Source organism: Enterobacter cloacae complex sp., from assembly GCF_900322725.1.
GTDB lineage: Bacteria > Pseudomonadota > Gammaproteobacteria > Enterobacterales > Enterobacteriaceae > Enterobacter > Enterobacter quasihormaechei.
In genome coordinates this window covers 2,297,496-2,314,448 of record NZ_LT991957.1, presented here as the reverse complement: position 1 = coordinate 2,314,448, position 16,953 = coordinate 2,297,496, and the positions used below count along the sequence as shown (strand labels likewise).

At 57.7% G+C, this 16,953-nt stretch carries 19 protein-coding genes; 5 read left to right on the top strand and 14 right to left on the bottom strand.

What is annotated here, in order from left to right:
• The first annotated feature begins 34 nt into the window (after positions 1-34).
• Positions 35-988 (top strand): HTH-type transcriptional regulator MetR, encoded by a 954-nt coding sequence (gene metR, locus DBR02_RS11580; RefSeq protein WP_107534429.1) that lies wholly within the window; start codon positions 35-37, stop codon positions 986-988.
• Here the strand turns inward: metR and DBR02_RS11575 are convergent.
• The 3 genes from DBR02_RS11575 to pldB form a co-directional block, all read right to left on the bottom strand.
• Complete coding sequence (locus DBR02_RS11575; protein WP_107534428.1) at positions 876-1,775, bottom strand: carboxylate/amino acid/amine transporter; 900 nt, start codon at positions 1,773-1,775, stop codon at positions 876-878. The genes metR and DBR02_RS11575 overlap by 113 nt on opposite strands.
• Positions 1,776-1,857: 82 nt before the next feature.
• Positions 1,858-2,658, bottom strand: coding sequence for a sugar/pyridoxal phosphate phosphatase YigL (gene yigL, locus DBR02_RS11570; RefSeq protein ID WP_063452181.1), 801 nt, complete (start codon positions 2,656-2,658; stop codon positions 1,858-1,860).
• Between the two features lie 30 nt (positions 2,659-2,688).
• Positions 2,689-3,681 (bottom strand): lysophospholipase L2, encoded by a 993-nt coding sequence (gene pldB / locus DBR02_RS11565; RefSeq protein ID WP_107534427.1) that lies wholly within the window; start codon positions 3,679-3,681, stop codon positions 2,689-2,691.
• 111 nt (positions 3,682-3,792) lie between these two features.
• Between pldB and rhtB the strand changes: the two genes are divergently transcribed.
• The gene (gene rhtB / locus DBR02_RS11560) at positions 3,793-4,413 is read left to right on the top strand and encodes a homoserine/homoserine lactone efflux protein (protein WP_028014786.1); all 621 of its coding nucleotides are present in this window, start codon (positions 3,793-3,795) and stop codon (positions 4,411-4,413) included.
• Here the strand turns inward: rhtB and rhtC are convergent.
• From rhtC to pldA, 3 genes are all read right to left on the bottom strand, one after another.
• Positions 4,410-5,030: a threonine export protein RhtC gene (rhtC, locus tag DBR02_RS11555; protein ID WP_010426287.1), complete on the bottom strand. Its 621-nt coding sequence runs from the start codon at positions 5,028-5,030 to the stop codon at positions 4,410-4,412. The genes rhtB and rhtC overlap by 4 nt on opposite strands.
• 61 nt (positions 5,031-5,091) lie before the next feature.
• On the bottom strand, positions 5,092-6,921 hold the full coding sequence (gene recQ / locus DBR02_RS11550; RefSeq protein WP_063868856.1) for an ATP-dependent DNA helicase RecQ: 1,830 nt from the start codon (positions 6,919-6,921) through the stop codon (positions 5,092-5,094).
• A 90-nt stretch (positions 6,922-7,011) separates the two neighbouring features.
• Positions 7,012-7,881: a phospholipase A gene (pldA, locus tag DBR02_RS11545; RefSeq protein WP_063452178.1), complete on the bottom strand. Its 870-nt coding sequence runs from the start codon at positions 7,879-7,881 to the stop codon at positions 7,012-7,014.
• 160 nt (positions 7,882-8,041) lie between these two features.
• Between pldA and yigI the strand changes: the two genes are divergently transcribed.
• Positions 8,042-8,509 (top strand): acyl-CoA thioesterase YigI, encoded by a 468-nt coding sequence (gene yigI / locus DBR02_RS11540; protein ID WP_006812366.1) that lies wholly within the window; start codon positions 8,042-8,044, stop codon positions 8,507-8,509.
• A 51-nt stretch (positions 8,510-8,560) separates the two neighbouring features.
• Positions 8,561-9,457 carry an EamA family transporter RarD gene (rarD, locus tag DBR02_RS11535; protein ID WP_063868855.1) on the top strand — a complete coding sequence of 299 codons (897 nt, stop codon included), beginning with the start codon at positions 8,561-8,563 and terminating at the stop codon, positions 9,455-9,457.
• Positions 9,458-9,541: 84 nt separating this feature from the next.
• Here the strand turns inward: rarD and corA are convergent, their stop codons facing one another.
• From corA to lptM, 8 genes are all read right to left on the bottom strand, one after another.
• Positions 9,542-10,492 carry a magnesium/cobalt transporter CorA gene (gene corA / locus DBR02_RS11530; protein WP_063868853.1) on the bottom strand — a complete coding sequence of 317 codons (951 nt, stop codon included), beginning with the start codon at positions 10,490-10,492 and terminating at the stop codon, positions 9,542-9,544.
• 150 nt (positions 10,493-10,642) lie between these two features.
• Positions 10,643-10,699, bottom strand: a complete 57-nt coding sequence (gene ysgD, locus DBR02_RS26890; protein ID WP_212743980.1) for a YsgD/CorL family protein — start codon at positions 10,697-10,699, stop codon at positions 10,643-10,645.
• A 149-nt stretch (positions 10,700-10,848) separates the two neighbouring features.
• Entirely contained in the window at positions 10,849-13,011 is a 2,163-nt protein-coding gene (uvrD, locus tag DBR02_RS11520) for a DNA helicase II (protein WP_063868850.1), read from the bottom strand.
• Between the two features lie 79 nt (positions 13,012-13,090).
• Positions 13,091-13,807 carry a 5-amino-6-(5-phospho-D-ribitylamino)uracil phosphatase YigB gene (yigB, locus tag DBR02_RS11515; protein WP_063868848.1) on the bottom strand — a complete coding sequence of 239 codons (717 nt, stop codon included), beginning with the start codon at positions 13,805-13,807 and terminating at the stop codon, positions 13,091-13,093.
• A complete protein-coding gene (gene xerC / locus DBR02_RS11510) occupies positions 13,807-14,709 on the bottom strand; it encodes a tyrosine recombinase XerC (protein ID WP_063868846.1) in 903 nt (300 codons plus the stop codon). The genes yigB and xerC overlap by 1 nt, the downstream gene beginning before the upstream one ends.
• Positions 14,706-15,413: a DUF484 domain-containing protein gene (locus DBR02_RS11505; protein ID WP_063868844.1), complete on the bottom strand. Its 708-nt coding sequence runs from the start codon at positions 15,411-15,413 to the stop codon at positions 14,706-14,708. Before DBR02_RS11505 ends, xerC begins: the two co-directional genes overlap by 4 nt.
• Complete coding sequence (dapF, locus tag DBR02_RS11500; protein WP_022646661.1) at positions 15,410-16,234, bottom strand: diaminopimelate epimerase; 825 nt, start codon at positions 16,232-16,234, stop codon at positions 15,410-15,412. The genes DBR02_RS11505 and dapF overlap by 4 nt, the downstream gene beginning before the upstream one ends.
• A gap of 35 nt (positions 16,235-16,269) precedes the next feature.
• Positions 16,270-16,473 (bottom strand): LPS translocon maturation chaperone LptM, encoded by a 204-nt coding sequence (gene lptM, locus DBR02_RS11495; RefSeq protein ID WP_006812373.1) that lies wholly within the window; start codon positions 16,471-16,473, stop codon positions 16,270-16,272.
• A gap of 135 nt (positions 16,474-16,608) precedes the next feature.
• Between lptM and cyaY the strand changes: the two genes are divergently transcribed.
• Positions 16,609-16,929: an iron donor protein CyaY gene (cyaY, locus tag DBR02_RS11490; protein WP_107534425.1), complete on the top strand. Its 321-nt coding sequence runs from the start codon at positions 16,609-16,611 to the stop codon at positions 16,927-16,929.
• Positions 16,930-16,953 lie beyond the last annotated feature (24 nt).

Sequence of the window (16,953 nt, the reverse complement as noted above, 5' to 3'; positions counted from 1 at the left end):
GCGCAAAATGTTCATGGCGAAGTGAAGGACTTTCATGATCGAGATAAAACACCTGAAAACGCTACAAGCGTTGCGGAACTGCGGTTCTCTTGCGGCGGCAGCGGCCACGCTGCACCAGACTCAGTCTGCCCTTTCTCACCAGTTCAGCGATCTGGAACAACGCCTCGGTTTTCGTCTTTTTGTGCGTAAGAGCCAGCCCTTGCGCTTTACGCCGCAGGGCGAAATTTTGCTTCAGCTGGCGAACCAGGTGCTGCCGCAGATTGCCAGCGCGTTGCAGTCCTGCAACGAGCCGCAGCAGACCACTCTGCGCATCGCCATTGAGTGTCACAGCTGTATTCAGTGGCTGACTCCCGCGCTTGAGAACTTCCGCCAGAAGTGGCCGCAGGTGGAGATGGACTTTAAATCCGGCGTCACGTTTGATCCGCAGCCGTCGCTTCAGCAGGGTGAGCTGGATCTGGTGATGACCTCAGACATTCTGCCGCGCAGCGGCCTGCACTATTCGCCGATGTTTGATTTTGAGGTCCGTCTGGTGCTGGCCCCGGATCATCCGCTGGCCGCCAAAACGCGCATTACGCCGGAAGATCTTGCCAGCGAAACGCTGCTGATATACCCGGTACAGCGCAGTCGTCTGGATATCTGGCGCCATTTTCTGCAACCCGCGGGCATCAGCCCTCAGCTGAAAAGCGTGGACAATACCCTGCTGCTGATCCAGATGGTGGCAGCCAGAATGGGGATCGCGGCGCTGCCGCACTGGGTGGTCGAGACGGTTGAACGCCAGGGTCTGGTGGTCACCAAAACCCTGGGTGAAGGATTGTGGAGCCGGCTGTACGCTGCCGTGCGCGACGGCGAGCAGCGTCAGCCGATTACGGAAGCGTTTATTCGCTCAGCGCGGAACCACGCGTGCGACCATCTTCCGTTTGTGCGGAGCGCGGAGCGACCCAGCGGCGATGTACCCATAGCGAAGCCAGGATCACCGTTCCCCCAATAAGGAAGCTCGGCCAGTGCGGCTGTTCCTGCCAGATTGCGAGGTTTACCAGCAGCCCCGCCGGGACGTGTACGTTGTTCATGATCCCCAGCGTTCCGGCGTCTACCTGCGTAGCGCCGTAGTTCCACATAAAGTACCCCAGCCCCGACGCCACCACGCCCAGCCAGACCAGAACGCTCCACTGCACGGTAGTGGTCGGCAGCCTTTGCGGATTGCCGAGCAGAAACCACGCCGCCACCGCGACAATCGCCGCGCCCACATAGAACCATGCAAACGCGTTATGCTGCGGCATCGGGCGGGTTTCCATCAGGCGTTTGTAACCCACCATCCCGATGGCGAAGCTGATATTGGCGAGCTGGACGAACATCAGCCCGGTCCAGAAGTGATCGCTCACCTTGTCGTAGCGAATGATCGCCGCGCCAATTACCGCCAGCGCGGCGCTCAGCAGATATCCCCAGCGCAGGCGGCGCTTGCTGAGCAGGTCGTAAATCAGCGTGATATAGAGCGGCGTCAGCACGGTAAAGAGCAGGAATTCCGAGACGGACAGGTAGACGTAGGCCCGAAAGCTGAACAGATACATGATGCCGAGCTGCATCGCGCCCACCAGCATGTACAACAGAATGGTGTTCAGCGATTGCCCGCGGGTGCGCAGGAACGGCAGGAATACCAGCGCCGCCAGCCCTACGCGCATCAGCACCGAGAAGTAGCTGTCGACCGATCCGGCAAGGTATTCGCCAATCAGGCTAAAGGAGAAGGCCCACAGGATAGTGGTGATAATGAGTAGCGCCACAATGCTTGTCTCTCAGAAAGAAGGACAGGCATTGTAGCGAACTCTTTAGTTGACAACTGAGCAATAAATAATCAAATGAAGATTATTCAAGGAACAGCTTGCGCAAATACTTAGGTACCGCGTTATCGGCGTTGGTGCCGATCACTTCCAGCTCCGGGTGCAGGTCTTTGAGGCGCTGGTGCGCGTTCTGCATGATGCAGCCTTTGCCCGCCATAGAGAGCATCTCGGCATCGTTCATGCCGTCGCCGAATGCGATGCAGTCTTTCAGCTCAAAGCCCAGACGTTTTGCCACCGCTTCCAGGGCGTGACCTTTGGACACGCCGCCCGCCATCACTTCCAGACAGGTCAGCGTGGAGAAGCTCACGTTGACGCGGTCGCCCCAGCGGGCGTTGATCGCCTGCTCCAGCGGCAGCAGCGCTTCGTGGCTTTCGCAGGTAAAGAACACTTTGCTGATCCCCTCCGGATCCAGCAAACCCGGCTCATACAGCGAGTAGTTGAATACCGCTTCCTTGAAGAAGCGCATTTCGTCCGGGCGATGACGGTTCATAAACCATTCGTCGTCACGGTAAACGTTGGTGACGATATCCGGGTTGTTATGCACCACGCCGAACAGATCGGCGGCGATATCACGATCCAGGTTATGAGTGAAAATGAGGTTACCGTCCGTGTCGTGTACGCGAGCACCGTTGGAGGTGATCATGTACGATTTGATTTCCAGGTTATCGCGGATCTGCCCCACGTCCACGTGGTGGCGGCCGGTGGCGAAGACAAAGTTCACGCCGCGGGCGGTCAGGAGTTTTAAGGTCTCTTTCGCGTAAGGCGACAGGGTGTGGTCGGGGGAAAGCAGCGTGCCATCTAAATCAGATGCAACAACCTGGTACATAGGGATTTAAACCTCTGGTGAAAACAGTAATCAGTTATGCCTGTTGAAAAATTCAACAATAGCGTTGAGCGCGACTGAGCGCATAGTGTCCTTTTCGAAAAGGATCTCATGGTACGCGCCGTTGATGACAAGCGGTTTACCCCCTTCACACGGGTGGCCCGTCGCGGCGCGCAGTTCACAGTATCGATCGTGCATGCGGTTATCCACCACACGCTCTTCCTCCGCCTGAATCAGAAGCGTCGGCGTATCATCATCACCCACGCCCGCCAGCACCTGCTCGCCGGCGTGAATGCCTTCCCGCACCCAGTGCCAGGTCGGGCCACCGACGCGTAAGCGCGGCTCATCGGCATAAAAGCGCAGGTTGCGGCGATAGCGCTGCCGGCTGTGGGTTAACACGTTGATGGCAAACGGCAGCGCCCGCCAGCGCCCTGTCCCGATGGCATAATTTTCCCGAATGCGCTGATGGCCCTCAGCCCAGTCGAGAAGATGGCGTACCATCCAGTCAGGGAAGCGAATCACAATGCCATACATCGGCGCGGTAAGCGCGATGGCATCACACTGGTGATCGTAGCGCTGCAAAAACAGCGTGGAAATGGCGCCGCCCATGGAGTGCGCCAGTATATAGCGCTTGCGCCACGGACCTGGCTGCACTTCCTGCTCCCAGAACGCGGCAAAATCGTCGACGTAATCGCTGAAGTTATCCACGTGGCCGCGATGGGTATCCGGCAGCAACCGGCCTGAAAGCCCCTGCCCGCGATGGTCGATAATTAATACGTCGAAGCCCAGATGGAACAGGTCATACGCCAGCTCGGCATATTTGACGTAACTTTCGATACGGCCGGGGCAGACCACAATCACCCGGTCATTTTTTTCATCACGGAAACGAACGAAGCGTACCGGGATCCCTCCGACGCCCGTAAATTCATCTTCCTCTCGCTGGCGCCAGAAATCGCTCAGCGGCCCCATGGAGAAAGCCGCAAATGCGTTTTCTCGTGTTTCCCAGTCCTTTTTCTGCTGAAACATTGGGTTTCCACCCCCCGTAATCCAGGGAATATAGTTTTTTTCGTCATCGGTCACAAAATGACTCAACAATAGCGTATTGTGGCATAAAAACAGACGATCCGGGAGTTTCAAATGACCTTCGAGTGGTGGTTCGCTTACCTGCTGACATCCATCATCCTCAGCCTTTCACCCGGCTCCGGGGCCATTAATACCATGACCACCTCCATCAACCACGGCTATCGCGGCGCGGCGGCGTCGATTGCCGGTTTACAGACCGGGCTTGGCATTCACATTGTACTGGTGGGGATTGGTCTGGGGACGCTGTTCTCCCGTTCGGTGCTGGCGTTTGAAGTGCTGAAGTGGGCCGGTGCGGCGTATTTGATTTGGCTGGGCATTCAGCAGTGGCGCGCGGCAGGCTCAATTGACCTGAATACGCTCTCACGGACGCAAACGCGCGGCCATCTGTTTAAGCGCGCGGTGTTCGTTAACCTGACCAACCCAAAAAGCATCGTTTTCCTCGCCGCCCTGTTCCCGCAGTTTATCGTGCCGCATCAGCCGCAGGTCATGCAGTATGTGGTGCTCGGCGCGACCACCATTATTGTCGATATCATTGTGATGATTGGTTACGCGACGCTGGCGCAGCGAATTGCGGCGTGGATCAAAGGGCCTAAACAGATGAAGGCCCTGAACAAAGTCTTTGGTTCGCTGTTTATGCTGGTTGGCGCGCTGCTTGCGTCAGCGCGTCATGCCTAGCGAGAAATAATGAGATGAATGCCGAAGCCGGCGAACAGCGCGCCGGCAAAGCCGTCGATCCACTTCGCGATGCGCTGGTAGCCGCGACGCATTGCCGGTAAAGCGAACAGGCTGGCAACAATAGTGAACCAGGCGAACGTCTCAACCACGATCAGCAGGAAGATCCCCCAGCGCGCGCCCGCGCCGACGCTGTCACCCACAAACAGCGAGAACACGGAGCCGAAATAGATAATCGCTTTCGGGTTCGCCAGGTTGGTCAGGAGCCCTTTCACAAAGCTACGACCACCGGTTGCCAGCTCAACCTTTGGCTCTTCCGGCTTTTTCTCTTCTTTCTTCAGCGCCCCGCGCAGCATCTGATAGCCCATCCAGCACAGGTACAGTCCACCGCCGACCATGATGATGTTATGTAGCCACGCCATCTTCGCCAGGATCAGGTTCAGACCGAGCAGCGCAACCGCCGCCCAGACCATGACGCCCATGGTAATACCGAGCACACCCATCATCGCCTCTTTACGGGAGCGGCTGACGGCCGTTTGTGACACGAAGAAAAAGTCAGGGCCAGGGCTCATCAGCGCAACGATGTGCACTAACGCCACGGTGAGAAATAGCATTAACATAATTAGCTCGCGGGGAAATAATTCAGTGAGTCATCATCCTGGCACTTTTTTGCCCGGCTGACTACTCCTCATCATCACCATCGGCGTGAGAGCGGATGAGCGCCATAAACTCTTTACCAAAGCGCTCCAGCTTGCGCGTACCGACGCCGTTGACGCTGAGCATTTCGCTGGCGCTGAGCGGCATCTGCTCGGCCATCTCAATCAGCGTCGCGTCGTTGAACACCACGTATGGCGGGATGTTCTCTTCATCCGCAATGGCTTTACGCAGCTTGCGCAGCTTGGCGAACAGCTTGCGGTCGTAGTTGCCGCCGTAGGATTTTTGCATCACCCGCGGCTTGAGGGCGACGACGCGCGGCACGGCGAGCTTCAGCTCCACCTCACCGCGCAGGACCGGTCGCGCCGCTTCGGTGAGCTGAAGCGCAGAGTGCTGGGCGATATTTTGCGTGGCAAAGCCGAGGTGGATCAGCTGGCGGATGATGCTCACCCAGTGCTCGTGGCTCTGATCTTTACCGATGCCGTAAACCGGCAGCTTGTCGTGACCCATGTCGCGGATACGCTGGTTGTTGGCACCGCGCAGCACTTCCACCACGTAGCCCATCCCGAAGCGCTGGTTCACGCGTCCGATAGTCGAGAGCGCTTTGCGCGCGTCCATCAGCCCATCGTACTGCTTTGGTGGGTCGAGGCAGATATCGCAGTTGCCGCACGGCGCCTGTCGTCCTTCACCAAAGTAGTTGAGCAGCACCAGACGGCGGCAGGTTTGCGCTTCGGCAAAGGCCCCCATCGCGTTGAGCTTGTGGCGTTCGATATCCTGCAACTGCCCCTGCGGTTTTTCCTCCAGACAGCGGCGCAGCCACGCCATATCCGCCGGATCGTAAAACAGCATCGCTTCCGCAGGCAGGCCATCACGCCCCGCGCGGCCGGTTTCCTGATAGTAGGATTCAATGTTGCGCGGAATGTCGAAATGCACCACAAAGCGCACGTTGGGCTTGTTGATCCCCATCCCGAATGCCACCGTTGCGACGACGATTTGCAGGTCGTCGCGCTGGAATTTCTCCTGCACCTCGGCGCGAATGTGGTTCTCCAGCCCGGCGTGATAGGCCGCGGCGCTAAAGCCGCGATTTTGCAGACGCGCGGCGGTGTCTTCCACCTTCGCGCGGCTGTTGCAGTAGATAATGCCGGACTTGCCGCGCTGCTCCTGCACGTAGCGCAGGAGCTGATCCAACGGCTTGAATTTTTCCATCAGCATGTAGCGGATGTTCGGCCGGTCGAAGCTGCTGACCTGGATATACGGATCTTTCAGCCCCAGCAGGCGAACGATATCCAGACGCGTGGTGTCATCCGCCGTGGCGGTAAGCGCCATAAACGGCAGCTCGGGGAAGCGCTGACGCAGCTGGCCGAGCGCGGCATATTCCGGGCGGAAATCGTGCCCCCACTGGGAGATACAGTGCGCTTCATCCACCGCCAGCAGGACCGGGTTCCAGTGCGCCAGGTTTTCGAGGAAGTTGTCCAGCATCAGGCGCTCTGGCGCGATATACAGCAGACGAACCTGTCCGGTGCGGCACCCGGCCATCACCTCTTGCTGCTGCTCGCGGGTTTGCGTTGAGTTAAGACAGGCCGCCGCCACGCCGTTGGCAAGCAGCTGGTCGACCTGGTCTTTCATCAGGGAAATAAGGGGCGATACCACGACCGTCAGGCCGTTAAGCACCAGCGCGGGCACCTGATAGCAGAGCGATTTACCGCCGCCGGTCGGCATCACCACCAGGCAATCGCGGCCTTCCAGCACGGTTTCAATGATGGTTTCCTGGCCAGGACGGAACTGCTGGTAGCCGAAGGTTTCATGCAAAACCTGTTTAGCCAGCGATTCCTGATTCAATACTTCCGCCTGCGCCACGTTAACCCCATATGCCAGAAATGAAACAGGCGCTATTTTCAGCGCCTGAGAGAGAAACTTCAACGTTTAACGCAAAAACATTCGAGCAGCTTAGAAAATATCGTTCAGCATGACGCCTACACCGACGCGGGTCTGGTTGAAGTTGTAGTCGATCAGCGATTCGCCGTAGCCGCTATACACCTGGGTATAGAGACGCACGTGTTTCGTCACCGGGTAGCTCAGGCCCAGCTCAGCGCCGCCGTATCCGGTGTTCCAGTTGTACTGACCTTTGGCGCTCAGCACCGCGTCACCCAGCTGATAGCCCACCTTGAGCTGATAGTAGCCCATGTATTTGGTGATATCCGGGTTATCATCGGTGCTGCCCACCACGTACCACGGCTTCACTTCCACCATGAAATTGCCGTTCTGCGCCATCAGACGCGTATAGACGCGGTTCCAGCTGCGTGAGGTTGGGTCGGAACGACCGTTGGAATCGTGGTTATAGCCCACCTCTACGTCGCGCAGCGTCCAGCCTGCAAACTCATAATCGGTGGCGAAACCGAGGAACAGCTGCGGCTCATAGTTGGTTTCGCGGAACGGTGAAGATTCGCCGCTGTTGGAGAGCTGCCACCATGACTTCTGCGTGTAGGACGCGCCAAGCACCGAGTTCGGCCCCAGGATGCCGCGCCAGAACGGGAAGGCGAGGCTGAGCTGGAACTTCACCTCATCTTTACGCGCATTATCAGACCAGTTATAGGAACTTATCGCCTCTTTGTTGAGATCGCTGGTCTGGGTGTAGATCACGTAGTTTGTGTCATAGGGGTACAGCGTGAACGGATTGTCGTGCTCCTGAAGCATATTGGCGATGATGCTGCCCTGAACGGCAGGTTTATCATGCACTTCTTTGATCGTCGCTTCCTGCGCATATGCTGTGAGGGGCAGCGCAACCGCCGCCAGTAACCAACCCAGATACGTCCGCATCGGTGGTGTTCTCCTGAAATTGTGACATTTAATGAATAGTTTTGTCTGCGCATTCTACAGACTTCTGCGATAACTTCCGCTTCCTCGTTTCTTAAAGTGGCATTCCTTTATCCTGAAGCATAAAATCAACATTTTATTAACAATAAGGATGCCACGTCTGATGTCAGCCACGCTAACCGCCGAAGAAACATTAAAACTCGTGGGCGAGATTTTTGTGTACCACATGCCGTTTAACCGTGCACTGGGTCTTGAGCTGGAACGATACGAAAAAGACTTTGCTCAGCTTAGCTTCAATAATCAGCCAATGATGGTGGGCAACTGGGCGCAAAGCATTTTGCACGGCGGGGTGATTGCCTCTGCGCTGGACGTGGCGGCCGGTCTGGTGTGCGTTGGGAGCACGCTGACGCGCCACGACACCATCAACGAAGATGAGTTACGCCAGCGCCTGTCGCGCATGGGAACCATCGATTTACGCGTCGACTACCTGCGTCCAGGACGAGGAAACCGCTTTACCTGCACCAGTAGCCTGCTGCGTGCCGGGAATAAAGTTGCCGTTGCCCGCGTTGAGCTGCATAACGAAGAGCAGGTTTATATCGCCAGCGCAACCGCCACTTATATGGTGGGTTGAGGCGGCAAATTCGGGTAAAATTGATTCACTTTTTTGTAACGGATTTTCCCGATGGATGCTAAACAGACGCGGCAGGGCGTTTTACTCGCCCTTGCCGCTTATTTTATTTGGGGTATCGCGCCGGCGTACTTCAAGCTTATCGCCTATGTCCCGGCGGACGAAATCCTCACCCACCGCGTCATCTGGTCGTTTTTCTTTATGATCGCGCTGATGAGCATCAGCCGTCAGTGGTCAGGCGTCAAAACGCTGCTGAAAACGCCGAAGAAGGTCTTCCTGCTCGCGCTTTCCGCAGTGCTGATCGGCGGCAACTGGCTGCTGTTCATCTGGGCGGTGAATAACCATCATATGCTCGAAGCGAGCCTGGGGTACTTCATTAACCCGCTGGTGAACATCGTGCTGGGGATGATTTTCCTCGGCGAGCGCTTCCGTCGGATGCAGTGGGTGGCGGTGATTCTGGCCTTCTGCGGCGTGCTGGTGCAGCTGTGGACCTTTGGCTCGCTGCCGATTATCGCCCTCGGCCTGGCGTTCAGCTTTGCCTTCTACGGCCTGGTGCGTAAGAAGATTGCGGTGGAAGCGCAGACGGGCATGCTGTTTGAAACCTTGTGGCTGCTGCCGGTCGCGGCAATCTATCTGTTTGGTATTGCCGACAGCGCCACCAGTCACATGGGCAGCAACCCCTGGTCGTTAAACCTGATGCTGATGGCCGCAGGCGTGGTCACGACGATTCCCCTGCTGTGCTTCACCGGCGCGGCAACACGTCTGCGCCTCTCCACGCTGGGCTTCTTCCAGTACATTGGCCCGACGCTGATGTTCCTGCTGGCGGTGGTATTTTACGGCGAAGTGCCGGGTGCAGATAAGATGGTGACCTTCGCCTTTATCTGGGTAGCGTTGGCCATCTTTGTTGCGGATGCGATCTATACCCAGCGCAGGACCCGCAGAGGGGTGTAGTGCTTTTTTGCCGGATGGCGGCTGCGCCTTATCCGGCCTACAAGATCTGTAGGCCCGGTAAGCGTAGCGCCACCGGGCGAATTCTCAAAGCCAGTTCTTCCGCTTAAAGTACAGATACGGCGCCAGCCCGGCGAGGATCATAAAGATAATTGCCCCCGGGTAACCAAAGCTCCACTTCAGCTCCGGCATAAACTCAAAGTTCATCCCGTAGCTGGAGGCCACCAGCGTTGGCGGCAGGAACACCACGGAGACCACCGAGAAGATCTTGATGATGCGGTTCTGCTCGATGTTGATAAAGCCCATCGCCGCCTGCATCAGGAAGTTGACCTTCTGGAACAGGGATTCATTGTGCGGCAGCAGGGATTCGATATCGCGTAAAATCTCACGCGCCTGCTCCAGCTGACCGCCCGGCAGACGCGCCTTGCGCACCAGGAAGTTCAGCGCGCGCTGGGTATCCATCAGACACAAACGCACCTTCCAGCCGATGTCTTCCAGCTCTGCCAGCGTGGACAACGCTTCGTCGTATTCATCGCCCTGATGGCCTTCCATGATCACGCGGCTCAGCTTTTCCAGGTCGCTGTAGATGTTTTCAATTTCATCCGCCAGCTGTTCGATTTTGGTTTCGAACAGATCCAGCAGCAGCTCATAGGCGTTTCCGTCTATCATCGCCTGGCTGCGGGCACGCATGCGGTAGAGACGAAACGCCGGCAGTTCGCGCTCGCGCAGGGTGAACAGGCGGCCATCGCGGATGGTGAACGCCACGGTAGAGTTCCCCGCGTGGTCTTCGGCATCTTCAAAAAAGAAGAAGGAGTGAATGTGCAGGCCGTCTTCGTCTTCAAAAAAACGGGCGGATGCTTCGATGTCTTCCAGTTCCGGGCGTGTCGCCAGGCTTTGCCCCAGTTCAGATTGTACGCGAAGGCGCTCATCGTCGTCCGGCTCGACCAGATCCACCCATACGGCATCAATGAGGGGCTGTGACTCTTCGGCTTCAAGCCGAGTCAGTCGGTTATTTTCGAGTTGAAATGCGCTCAACATGACCGGGACTCCCAATGCAAAAAATATCGGACAGTTCGGTGGGCACACAGAAACAAATTGGGTTTCAGACCATTAAACAGCCTGACTCAGCGCGACGGGAAAAATGCAGTCGCTGACAACCACTAAGGCCATCAGCAAGAGGAGATAGCCTTAGGAGTTGTTCCTGGATGACAGGGAATTGAGCCAGTATCTACTGGGTGTGTCCAAGGCGAATGTCCTCTTAGCGTAATCGTGCGCGCATGTTACGCCAGCAATAACTGTGGCGTCAACACGCAACGGAACGCTGAAGGGCATTAATTGACCTTCAGCGTATAAGGCTAGCAGAATATTACAAAATAGTGATATTTTTCTGAAAGTTACACACTTTCCAGCCTGGCATAGGCTGCCACCAGCCATTTGATCCCCTGCCCCTGGAACGCTACCTGCAAGCGGCTGTGCTCGCCGCTGCCTTCCAGGTTGACGATGGTGCCTTCGCCAAATTTAGCGTGGCGCACGCGCTGGCCCAGCTTGTACCCGGTGTCGGTTTCAGAGATCGGCGACCCCATACGCTGATGGCTGACCGGACGGCTGATGCTGGCGCGCAGGCGCACCTCTTCCACGCACTCCTCGGGCAGCTCGCCGATAAAGCGCGACGGACGGTGATACACCTCTTTCCCGTACAGGCGGCGGGTTTCCGCGTAGGTCAGGGTCAGCTTCTGCATCGCACGGGTAACGCCCACGTAGGCCAGACGACGCTCTTCTTCCAGACGCCCGCCTTCATCCAGCGACATCTGGCTCGGGAACATGCCTTCTTCCATCCCGACGATAAACACTTGCGGGAACTCCAGACCTTTGGCGGAGTGCAGGGTCATCAGCTGAACCGCATCCTGCCAGGTATCGGCCTGCCCTTCCCCCGCCTCCAGCGCGGCGTGAGAGAGGAATGCCTGCAACGGCATCAGATCTTCGTCTTCTTCGTTGTAGCTGAACTGGCGCGTTGCCGTGACCAGTTCCTCTAAGTTCTCTATACGGGTCTGCCCCTTTTCGCCTTTTTCCTGCTCGTACATGGTGCGCAGGCCGGAATCTTTGATCACCCGGTCGGTCTGTACGTGCAGCGGCATGTCGGCGGTTTCCTGCGCCAGCGCGTCAATTAATTCCAGGAAGCGCTGCAACGCGCTGGCGGCGCGTCCGGCGAGGGCTTTTTCCTGCAACAGCTCGCGGCACGCCTGCCACAGCGTAAGCTGACGATCGCGCGAGGCCTGGCGCACCACGTCCAGCGTGCGATCGCCGATGCCGCGCGTCGGCGTGTTCACCACGCGCTCAAACGCCGCATCGTCGTTACGGTTGGCAATCAGACGCAGATACGAGAGCGCATCTTTGATCTCCTGACGTTCGAAGAAGCGCATACCGCCATAAATACGGTACGGCATGCTCACCTGCAACAGCGCCTCTTCCAGCACGCGCGACTGGGCGTTGCTGCGATAGAGAATGGCGCACTGCTCCAGCGCGCCGCCGTTGTCCTGCCAGGTTTTAATGCGGTTCACCACGAAGCGCGCTTCGTCGAGTTCGTTGAAGGCGCAGTAAATCGAAATAGGTTCGCCGTCGACGCCGTCGGTCCATAGCTTTTTACCCAGACGCCCGTTGTTGTTCTCAATCAGGGCGTTGGCCGCGCTCAGAATATTGCTGGTTGAGCGGTAGTTCTGCTCCAGACGGATGGTTTGCGCGCCGGGGAAATCGTTGAGGAAGCGCTGGATGTTTTCCACCTGCGCGCCGCGCCAGCCATAGATAGACTGGTCGTCATCGCCGACGATCATCACCTTGCCGGTATCACCGGCCAGCAGGCGGATCCACGCGTACTGGATGTTGTTGGTATCCTGGAATTCGTCCACCAGGATGTTGGTGAAGCGTTCACGGTAGTGTTGCAGGATATGCGGTTTGTTGAGCCACAGCTCGTGGGCGCGCAGCAGCAGCTCGGCGAAATCCACCAGGCCAGCGCGGTCGCACGCTTCCTGATAGGCCTTGTAGACGTTCTGCCAGGTCTGCTCGACCGGATTACCGAAGCTCTGGATATGGTGCGGACGCAGACCCTCGTCTTTCTGACCGTTGATGTACCACATCGCCTGACGCGGCGGCCACTGCTTCTCGTCGAGGTTCATCGCCTTGATCAGGCGCTTCAGCAGGCGGAGCTGGTCTTCGCTGTCGAGGATCTGGAAATCCTGCGGCAGGTTAGCGTCCATATGGTGCGCGCGCAGCAGACGGTGCGCCAGGCCGTGGAAGGTGCCAACCCACATGCCGCCCTGGCTGGTGCCCATCAGCTGTGCGATACGGTGGCGCATCTCTGCCGCCGCCTTGTTGGTAAACGTCACGGCCATAATCGAATACGGCGAGCAGTTCTCCACGCTCTGGAGCCAGGCGATACGATGAACCAGCACGCGCGTCTTACCACTGCCCGCTCCAGCCAGTACCAGCAGGTTTGTACGCGAGGCGGCAACCGCATCACGTTGTTTATCATTAAGGCTGTCGAGCAGGTAAGAAACGTCCATTGGCACCGTCACGTCATGTCGGGCAGGCAAATGTTTCCATTCGCCAAAACCCTGTTAATTTATACAGAACAATTGATGATTATATCAGCGTCGTGAGGGATGCCAACCGCGAAATTTCCACGTGCGGCAGAAGACGGCTGTCTGGGGTGGTCATCAGATCGGCGTTTTCCGGCTTGATCCAGCAGGCCTGCATACCGCAGCGGATCGCCCCGGCGACGTCCGTGGTCAGGTCATCGCCCACGTGCAGGATTTCGCCGAGCGGCAAATCCAGTTTTTCCGCCGCCAGGTGATACATATCGTTAAACGGCTTCGAGCGCCCGTGCGGGCCCGCGCGCAGCACGAACTGAAAATAGTCACCTAAGCCGAACAGCTCGGGCTGAGCGTTGCCGTTGGTGATGGCCACCAGCGGCCACTTACTGGCCAGTTTCGCCAGCGTGTCGTGTGTCTCCTGCGGCACATCGATGCGGCTGCGCCATTTGGCGAAGTTTTCCATGGCCGCTTCGGCCCCCGTGGCCGCATCCTGCGCGCTCAGGCCGGCGTTGAGCATCGCCTGCTCAACCGCCCGGCGACGCCATTCGGTCACGTCGTGGTAAATCTCCGGTTCGGTTTCCCGCAGGGACTGACGCAGCTGCTGGAAGTCTTTGTTCTGCATCGCTTTCAGCGCAGGATGGTAGTTCTGCACAAACGTCAGCGACTCCTGCTCGGTACGCAGGATCACCGGACGGTTATCGTAAAGAGTGTCATCAAGGTCAAACGTCAGGGCTGATATCTGGCCGAGTGGGCGGTAAAAACGCATTATTTCCCCCGTTTGGCGCGTGGATGCGCCGCGTCATACACCGAGGCAAGGTGTTGGAAGTCTAAATGGGTATAGATTTGGGTGGTCGACAGATTCGCGTGGCCGAGCAGCTCCTGCACGCCGCGCAGGTCACCGCTTGATTCCAGCATGTGCGTCGCAAAGGAGTGGCGCAGCTTGTGCGGATGCACGTGGCTGTTCAGCCCCTGCTTGATGCCCCACTCCGCAAAGCGTTTCTGCACGTTACGCGCGGAGATCCGCTTGCCAAGCTTCGACAAAAACAGCGCATCTTCTTCGGCGCCAAACAGCCCGCGCAGATCCAGCCAGTGCTCAATCCAGGAGACGGCGTTGCGGCCAATCGGCAGGCGGCGCTCTTTGCTGCCCTTGCCCATCACCCACACTTCGCCCGTTTCCAGGTCGAGATGTTTTATATCGAGATTGACCAGCTCGGAAAGACGCAGCCCGGCACCGTACATCACCTCCAGCATCGCGCGGTCGCGCACGGCCAGCGGATCGTTAAGATCGATATCCAGCAGGCGGTTTACGTCGTCGACGTCGATATTTTTCGGCAGATGGCGTGGGGCTTTTGGCGTGGCGATCCCTTTTGCCGGGTTAGCTTTCAGCTTGCCCTGACTGACCAGCCAGTCGAAAAAGCTGCGCAGGGCAGAGAGCCGGAGCGCCAGGCTCGCCGGGCTTAAGTTTTTTTTACGGCTACGCACGACGAATCCGCGTACCGTGGCGGCGTCACATTGTTGCCAGCTTTTCAGGCCGATTTCATCGGCAATCTGCATGATGGCATCAAGCTGACGCTGATAGTTGAGCAGCGTAATGGGGCTGAGCTGACGCTCTACGCCCAGATAGCGCAGAAAGCGCGAGACGTCAGTGGCGAGCAGTGCGTCCGTCATACGCGCTCAATCCAGCGCTCCAGCAGCTCAGGCAGCATCAGGGCGATTTCCTGTAGCAGCTGCGTGCCCTGCCCCTGCTCATAATGATGCGCGTCGCGGCTGGTAAACAACATCACACCCAGGTCACCATCACGCCCCATCAGCGACATCGCCACCGAGCCAATAGCTTTGGCTTCCGGCAGCACCACCAACAGCTCGGGTCCGTTAAGCGGCCCCAGATAGTGGTGCTCATGGCCCAGACGCTGAATGCGCAGCGGCTCAAACGCCTGACGGCTAAGCGCCAGATGGGTAAACCCGGACGGCGCGCCAATGCGCCAGCGGTCAGGGAACAGGCGGAGAGTTGCGCCTGCCAACCCCAGCTCGCGCGCCCAGCGGTGGAAACGGTTGAGAAACTCTTCGAGACTGTGCGCAGACGCCAGACGCGCCTGGAGGTGCAGAAGACGGTGGAACAGGCTTTCGTTATTGCTGGCCTGCTCCATCAGCAGCGTCATGTTCTCTTCGAGCTGATGGATGTGATTGCGCGAGCGCGCCATGTGCCATTCAACCAGCGACACGGTCTCGCGAACCGGATGCGGCACGCGCATCCGTTCGACGACGCGTGCATTGCGGATAAAAAACTCAGGATTATGCAGCAGGTAATCCACAACGGCGCTGTCGTCCAGCTCCGTTAAGGGTTCCCGCAGTTCTTCCCCTGGTTGCTTCATAGATGGATAAACCCGTCATAAACATGTGTCGCCGGGCCAGTCATGTACAGTGGATGACCCGCTCCTTTCCAGGCGATATCAAGACGCCCGCCCGGTAATTCCACGCGAACCTCTTCTGCCAGTAACCCCTGCGAGATGCCCACGGCCACCGCCGCACAGGCACCGCTTCCACAGGCCTGGGTTTCGCCCGCGCCGCGCTCGTAAACCCGCAGGCGAATGTGTTCACGCTTCACCACCTGCATGAAACCGATGTTCGCCCGCTCCGGGAAGCGCTCGTGGCTTTCCAGCACCGGGCCGAGCGTTTCGACCGCGGCAGTTTGCACATCATCCACCTGAATCACGCAGTGCGGGTTACCCATTGAGACAACGCCGCACAATACTGTCTGCTCGGCGGCGCGCATAATATAGGTCTTTTCCGCTTTGTTGGCGCGAAACGGCACGGCAGAAGGCTCGAAGTTTGGCTCGCCCATGTTCACGCGCACCAGTTCGTCGTCGGTGACGCTGAGCACCATCCGACCGTTGGCGGTGCTGACGCGGATATCGCGCTTGTTGGTGAGCCCCTTTAGCCGAACAAAGCGGGCAAAACAGCGCGCGCCATTGCCGCACTGGGACACTTCGCTGCCGTCGGCGTTAAAAATGCGGTAGTGAAAGTCCAGGTCAGGATCGTAAGGAGGCTCCACCACCAGCAGCTGGTCAAACCCCACGCCCACGTGTCGATCCGCCAGACGACGGATCAGCTCCGGGGAGAAAAAAACATTCTGCGTTACCGCGTCGACGACCATAAAGTCGTTGCCAAGGCCATGCATTTTAGAGAACTGCATCATTTGCTCCATTGCGCGGGTACAGAACGTAATCGTCAGAGATTGACCTGAGTCGGGCCACCGTTATTGCCGCGATCGTTGGTATCCGGCGTAGATGACTCGATACCACTTTGCACCGGTTTTGTCGGCGGTGGTGCGTTTTTATCCTCTGGCGGGAAGTAAAGTGGTCCCTTCAGCCCACAGCCGGTCAGGCTAAACAGAGTGACAAGAACGGCAAGCGTTCGAAAGACGTTTTTCATGTAGAGGTTGCCCGTAAGTTCAAATCTGTTTCTATCATCGCAGGAGAAGACACAAAAGCAAGAGTTTGCCGCTTTCCTGCAACGGGAATTATTTAGCGTTATACTGCCGCCATCACGAAAAACAGGAATAAAACCATGAACGACAGTGAATTTCATCGCCTCGCCGATACCCTGTGGATGACCATCGAAGAGCGTATCGACGGCTGGGACGGCGACAGCGATATCGATTGTGAAATCAACGGCGGGATCCTGACCTTAAGCTTCGAAAACGGCAGCAAAATTATTATTAACCGTCAGGAGCCGCTTCACCAGGTGTGGCTGGCGGCTAAACAGGGCGGTTATCACTTTGACCTGAAAGGTGACGAGTGGGTTTGCGATCGCAGCGGCGAAACGTTCTGGGATCTGCTGGAACAGGCTGCAACCGCGCAGGCGGGCGAGGACGTGAGTTTCAGGTAGTTTTGTTGCCCGGTGGCGGCTACG